This window comes from Shewanella sp. 1180_01 (assembly GCF_052850535.1).
Window position 1 is genome coordinate 1 of sequence record NZ_VXCT01000106.1, and the last position, 3,203, is coordinate 3,203.

At 41.6% G+C, this 3,203-nt stretch carries 4 protein-coding genes; 1 reads left to right on the forward strand and 3 read right to left on the reverse strand.

Annotated features, from left to right (window positions below; translation table 11 throughout):
• Positions 1 to 57 precede the first annotated feature (57 nt).
• Both FW758_RS24085 and FW758_RS24090 read right to left on the reverse strand, forming a co-directional pair.
• Positions 58 to 492: a hypothetical protein gene (locus FW758_RS24085; RefSeq protein ID WP_446446776.1), complete on the reverse strand. Its 435-nt coding sequence runs from the start codon at positions 490 to 492 to the stop codon at positions 58 to 60.
• 309 nt (positions 493 to 801) lie between these two features.
• On the reverse strand, positions 802 to 1,209 hold the full coding sequence (locus FW758_RS24090) for a GNAT family N-acetyltransferase (RefSeq protein ID WP_194576802.1): 408 nt from the start codon (positions 1,207 to 1,209) through the stop codon (positions 802 to 804).
• A gap of 315 nt (positions 1,210 to 1,524) precedes the next feature.
• On the opposite strand from FW758_RS24090, the gene FW758_RS24095 reads away from it, so the two are divergent.
• Positions 1,525 to 2,484 (forward strand): integron integrase, encoded by a 960-nt coding sequence (locus FW758_RS24095; protein WP_063884495.1) that lies wholly within the window; start codon positions 1,525 to 1,527, stop codon positions 2,482 to 2,484.
• A 370-nt stretch (positions 2,485 to 2,854) separates the two neighbouring features.
• On the opposite strand, the gene FW758_RS24100 is transcribed toward FW758_RS24095, so the two are convergent.
• A partial coding sequence (locus FW758_RS24100; RefSeq protein ID WP_446446777.1) for a hypothetical protein occupies positions 2,855 to 3,203 on the reverse strand: 349 nt, incomplete at its 5' end.

The window sequence follows — 3,203 nt, forward strand, 5'->3', positions numbered from 1 at the left end:
CCAGCATCGGGCTTGTTCAACACTTGGGATAAGGTCGCGGCTACGCGCGGCCTATCCTTATTTGTTAGGTTTGTTTTTACTACGTGGTAAACACTTTAACCATACCAGCACAGGCAAGACCAACAAGCCCGTTAACATTATATCTGCTACCGTATGATAGCCTTGATATAGCATCAACAAACAATACGATAACATTGATATTATCGTTATAGACCTTACCGTTTTTCCTATAAAACATAGGGTTACTACAAAAACCAATGCCAAGGCAGTGTGAGTGCTATAATCAAGTTCAATGGACGCAAAAGCGCCAAGGTACTTATCTGCAAACATTAATGTATAAATGTAAAGCGCACCAAAAAACGTTGTTACTACATCGATACAGGCACTTCTTACACCTGAACTAAACCCCTTTCTTACAAACCAAAGTAACGACAAAATACCTAGCAGAGGCACATATGAATCAGCGATGGCATCTAATTGTTGATAAGTCATTCTATAAACTCCCGAACTCCTGTTCATGCACATTCCACCGTACACAATAGCGAAGAAAGACATTAAACCTAGACTCATTCGCTATCGGACAAAGCAAGCAAAAATAACTCAGAATTGAGTTAGAAACGAGCATTATTCATTTGCGACTTTGACACAAGGATATTTACCGAAAAAACCTAACGCCAAATTAAGGTGTGAACAACGCTACCACCTTACCTAAACCATTGTGCCATAAACACTAAACTGACTTGAAGTGACGGCGCCAAGCGTTGTGAATCACTCTTAAATTTATTGTTATGTTTGTGGTTCTTACACCCACGAAACAGACATTTTGAAGTACGCTACATTTGATTTGTAAAACTCTTCACCTTCAACACACAACCCAAACTTCTGATAGAAAGACAGTGCTGAAGTTCGTGCGTCACACCAGAAATAGCTCACATTTTCTCGCTTCAAATCACGCACCAGCTTCTCGATGACCTTAGTACCAATTCCTTGCCCTTGGTATTCAGACAGAGTAGCAAATTTTCTGAGCCTAGCTTCATGACCATTGTTATAAACGGATGCCACACAAACCAGTTTCCCACCAATAAATGCGCCATAGTGAGTAGCAGAGTCATCCCCTTCGACTTCGCAGAATGAAGGCGATTTATTAGGCCATAAAACAAGATGCCTAATGGGTAAAACCTCTGCTGTGGTAACCTTTCGTATATCCATATTTCCTCAAAAAACATAACATTTTATTAGTGCGCATGCGCATTTACCTCATTAGACCAGTAAAAACGCGCACTGTTAATTACTTGTAATAAAAGGAACTTATCAGCTTTTTTTCAAATACACCATCTGGAAAAACGCGCATGCGCGTTTCCCAAACCTATTAACTCGAACCGTAAAAGGATAAGCCATTGATAATTAATAAAATGCATGGGGATTCATAAGTGAAAACGCGCAAAAAAATTTACACTCTTCCTTGATTTAAGCGATTTCTAAATAATACTGTATATATAAACAGTAAAAGCAAGGATTGCTATCATGAGTATAAAAAGCCCTTTTTTAAGCGGTGTTCAAGAAGAAATGCGCATGCGTGGTTACAGTATCAGAACAGAAAAATCCTACCTGTATTGGATAAAGGCGTTCATTAACTTTCACCACAAGCGTCATCCTGAAACGATGGGAACAGAGGAGGTCGCACAATTCTTAACCTTCCTTGCCAATCAACGGAATGTGGCTATCAACACTCAAAAAATTGCACTGAACGCGTTAGCCTATTTGTACCAGAAGCATTTGCATCATGAGCTTGGAAACTTAGGTTTTTGCTATGCCACAAAACAGCGTTATTTACCTACTGTGTTATCCCCTTCAGAAATCTCACTAATACTAAATGAGCTTGATGGCCGCGATAGGCTAATAATAGAACTACTCTATGGTAGTGGACTGAGAGTTTCAGAATGCCTCAGGTTACGTATCCAAGATATTGATATTGAACAAGCTTCGTTGACTGTGAGGGATGGTAAAGGTCATAAAGATAGACAAACAATCCTCAGCCATAAATGTGCCATTAAACTCGCAGCATATATTAATAAGGCAATGGAGATTCAACACCGTGACAACCAACAAGGGATCGGTCCTTCCCTACCCAATGCGTTAGAGCGTAAGTATCCAAATGCCTTTAAGCAACACGGATGGATGTTCATTTTCCCTTCAACCACAACCTGCATTAATCCTTATACAGGAACGCTTTGCAGGCATCATCTTCATCAGAGTGTTATTCGTAAAGCGCTCGGCAATGCGGTGCGTAACATCAAAATAACTAAGCGTGTTACCTGTCATACATTTAGACATAGCTTTGCAACCCATCTACTTCAATCGGGCAGTGATATCAGAAGTGTTCAGGAGCTACTTGGCCATAATGACGTTAGTACAACGCAAATCTACACCCATGTGCTTGGCCAACATTACGCAGGGACAACGAGTCCATTAGATAAGTTATAAATTCTAAGTAATAAAGCAATCTCGATTGCCTCTAGTCGTATTACTAATTCAGATAAACTAACACTTAACTTACAGAGTGTTTGGATTGCCCCGTAAAACACTTGGGGGTAACTGGCGTTTTGCCCAAACAAATGCATAAAGGCGTATTGCGGCAAGAGCACCAGAACGATAAATCCACAAAACAATCATTTGTAAAAGCCTAGTTTCATTATGATCAATATAGAGCTCACACCTAAGCTCAGCGCATCATTTAATCGCGAATTATTTTGCATAGGTAACGAGCCGAACCTTTGATAAAATCCAATCAACGGGTTAGCAGTCTTGGTGGACAACCGTCTAACCCGCCAGCCCTCGTAAGAGGGCGTTCCTTCTAATTCATCCTATCCAGTAGTGCCATTTCGGCTTTTCTTAGCCAGAAGATGTAAGACTTTTTGCTGTCAAATCCCATTAAGGCCCACTGCTCTTTGCACAGATAATGGGCTCGAATGGCGCGTTTGCAGTTAATGGATAACTGCTCAACGAGGTGGTCAAAATGGGCGACGTGGGCAGGCACGTTGAGTTCGTGCTTTAAGTTGCCGCCGCCCAGCGCTTCGCCTAAACGGTCGCAGGCGCTGCGGTTCGAAAACCCCTTGCCCAATTCTTGGTGCACCCAATACCGGCCCCAGCGATACAGTCCTAACCGCAACGCCTTAATGTTCATTCTCTGCTCGGGTTCATCG

Coding starts and splice junctions, on each gene's coding strand:
- FW758_RS24085 (WP_446446776.1), bottom strand. CDS start 492: ATGACTTATCAACAATTAGATGCCATCGCTGATTCATATGTGCCTCTG.
- FW758_RS24090 (WP_194576802.1), bottom strand. CDS start 1,209: ATGGATATACGAAAGGTTACCACAGCAGAGGTTTTACCCATTAGGCAT.
- FW758_RS24095 (WP_063884495.1), top strand. CDS start 1,525: ATGAGTATAAAAAGCCCTTTTTTAAGCGGTGTTCAAGAAGAAATGCGC.